The sequence below is a fragment of the Christiangramia marina genome (assembly GCF_048285865.1).
GTDB lineage: Bacteria > Bacteroidota > Bacteroidia > Flavobacteriales > Flavobacteriaceae > Christiangramia > Christiangramia marina.
In genome coordinates this window covers 777,621-781,069 of the sequence record NZ_JBLVTK010000001.1, presented here as the reverse complement: position 1 = coordinate 781,069, position 3,449 = coordinate 777,621, and the positions used below count along the sequence as shown (strand labels likewise).

At 40.1% G+C, this 3,449-nt stretch carries 1 protein-coding gene; it reads right to left on the bottom strand.

Annotated elements, in window-relative coordinates:
* Positions 1-1,352: 1,352 nt before the first annotated feature.
* The coding region (locus tag ACNKXS_RS03645) for a hypothetical protein (protein ID WP_417919669.1) at positions 1,353-3,449 on the bottom strand (2,097 nt) is incomplete at its 5' end.

Genomic DNA, 3,449 nt, shown 5'->3' with positions numbered 1-3,449 from the left:
GAATAGGTCAGGTCGCTGTGTGGTCGTTGCAACGTTTAATCCAGAATCTGAAAATTATAATTCAGTTGATCACTATCCAGGTCCCCAAAATAGATCAGGTTGCTTGATAGATCAGCGACGATCTGTAGTAGAGCCAATAGCTGTGTAGATCGTTACCGAGTTTCCAGGAATAGATCCTGTAGCTCAGTCGATCGTTATCCAGGTTCAGAAACAAACCCAATAGCTCAATACATTCTGAATGATCTGGAGTAGGACTAATGAACCGTTGCAACGGTTAATTAAGAATCCGGAAATTATTATTCAGGTCGCTGTGAAAATCATTACCAAGGTTCCCGGAATAGATCCTGTAGCTCGTCGATCACTATCCAGGTCCCCAAAATAGATCAGGTTGCTTGATAGATCAGCAACGATCTGGAGTAGAGCCAATAGCTGTGTAGATTGTTACCAAGTTTCCAGGAATAGATCCTGTAGCTATGTAGATCCTGTAGCTCAGTTGATCGTTATCCAGGTTTAGAAATATATCCAAATGTTCAGTTGATTCCGAAGTTTAGTCGATCATTATTCAGGTTCAGAAAGAAACCCAATGGCTCAGTCGATCACTATCCATGTTTAAAAAGAAACCCAATAGCTCAGTTGATCACTATCCAGGTCCCCAAAATAGATCAGGTTGCTTGATAGCAACGATCTGGAGTAGAGCCAATAGCTGTGTAGATCATTAACAAGGTTCCCGGAATAGATCCTGTAGCTCAGTCGATCGTTATCCAGGTTTAGAAATATATCCAATTATTCAGTTGATTCCGAAGTTCAGAAAGAAACCCAATATCTCAATACATTCTGAATGATCTGGAGTAGGACTAATGAACCGTTGCAACGGTTAATTCAGAATCCGGAAATTATTATTCAGGTCGCTGTGTAAATCATTACCAAGGTTCCCGGAATAGAACAGGTCACTGTGTAGATCCTTATGCAGAATTCTAGTTGCTAACTGCTTTATCAAGTTATGAACAATTATATTGTTGATTTCCTGTTGATTATCACAGGTTCAATTCACAGTCTAACTAGAATTAATTGCAATACATTTGTTAATAAGGGTGGTTGTTAATAACGATCATAAAAAAACCGAGGCTGCAACCTCGGTTCCTGTTTGTTTAATCTTAAAAAATCTTTCCCAATGGCCGATTTTTTAGAAGTGATCATTTTACTATTAAGAATAGTTTTACTGATCATTCAAATTACAAGGCAAAAGCCAGAATAATTTGAGAGAAAAAGAACCCGACTAAATATGTCGGGTTTTTTATTCTACTATTCAAATATAATGCTTTGTACTAATTTATAAATAATCAAAGTTGAATTTATCCTAAACGGCCTTTAAATTGTACTGCCTGATCTATCGCTGCAACCAGATCACGATCTCTTAACCTAAATTCCCCTGAAACATGCATATTCCCACCGCCAGTAACATCTGAGATCATTCCTTTTAGTTTGTTCAATGGTGCAATTACTTCAGGATTGGATTTAGCACCAGAATATTCACCCATGAGCCCTAACGTTGGACCGCTTACAATACCACCATCAGCGAACTTAGGTATAGAAGCAAATGCAGCTAACACTCCACCTACGGCTGTTGATATGAAGGCTGGTGTAGCAAATATTGCTCCAGGTCCAGTTGCTGTACCAGAAGCAGTTGCTCCTGCAATTGCCTGCGAAATAGAAGAAGCTAGCATCATCGAAATTAATTTCGTAACAGTTTGCGCTAATCCTTTTATAAAACCTTCAAAACCATGTGATGCTAAACCTAAACTGTCAACCACAATTTGACTTAGATTTGCAAAGGCATTTCCAACTTCCTGACCAACTACTAATCCAACTTCACGAAGGCGCTCCATGCGTTCAATCATCTGATCGGAAACTATATTGAATTCATTTCCAATGTTTTTCCAATCATCAAAAGATTCTTCCAGTGATGAATTATACCTTTGAAGTTCCGCTTCCTGTTTAGCTATATCAACATTTACACCAGTTTCGATAAAGAGTTGCTTCAACTCATCAGTTTCTTTAAGGCTATCTGAAATTTGTTGATCGATATCAGTTGATAAGTTGACTGAAGAATTCCCTGTAACGCTTTTTCCATTACTCACTGCATTAGCAACCGCATTTTGAATAGCAGTCGCATCTATATTACTTTCAGAAAAAGTGATCTTTTTACGTTTGGTAACCGCATCTACAGCATCGCCAATATCATTCTTCATAGACGATGTGAAGAATTCAATATCTTTACTTATATCGCCTATCAGGCCACCAAAGTTCGTTCTGGCAAGTTGCCCCTGTTCTTTGAAGATGGCTGGAATAGCTTTAATATCACCAGTAAGGATCGCTTTAAATGCTTTACCAAGATTTTCTACAGAACCAAGAATAAATTCTATTCCATTAGTGAACCCGGAAACAATAAAATCGATCACCAGTTTTACAACGTTGTACAAGGTCCTAAAAGTGAGAATCACTTGTTCTATAGCGACCCGGAAAACAACACTTTCGTTGTATAAATCTGTAAAGTAGTTGCGAATATCTACTAGCGTTTTCTTGATTGGCTCCCAGTTCTTATAGATCACTACGGCAATTCCTGCCAAAGCAGCGATCACTAATCCAATAGGACCGGTTAATGCCGTAAGTCCTGCAGCCATTGCCGGAATAATATTCGCAACCAGTACACCCATCACAGCGAGCACAGGTCCCAAAGCTGCAGCGAGTGCCGCTACTACCACAATTGTTTTTTTAATACTTGGATCTAATAACTGGAAACGATCTGCCAGATCCTTCAGTTTTGAAATAAAGGGTAGTAAAGCTTCAGAAATGATCTTTCCAAAGTCCTCTAAGATATCGCCAAGCGTATTCGATAATTGTTTGAATGGTCCGGTTCCTGCTTTTGCAGCAGCTTCCGCAGCACCACCGTATTGATTTTCTAATTCATTCAAGATGATCGTTTGCGCATCTGCCAGCCTGTTCGTATTGGCCAGCTGCTTGATCACTTCCTTTTGCTCATTACTGAACTGGATCCCGGAACGGCTCAATGCCGATAGGTTTGCCACAGGATCATTTAAAGCCTTTCCTAACTGGATAGAAGCCGATTTTAAATCTCCATCCAGCCTTGTGGAAAGGTTTAAGGCTGCCAGTTGCGTTCTTTCAAACTGTTCACCGGCTATATTTGTAAAGGTTAGTAGCTGAGAGGTAACTCCTTGCAGGATCTCTTCATCACCAAATATGGTCTTATTCTGAAGATCACTCGCCATTTTAAGTAGCTGATCAGTGGCAAAGCCTGCCGCTTTCCCTGTAGAATTTACCCCGGCTTCCACCTGTGCAATGGCTTTTGCCTGCTTATCAAAAGCTACGACAGATTTGTAACCCATAGCCACGATAGGTGCAGTAAGACCCACCGTTAACCCGGTGCCCAC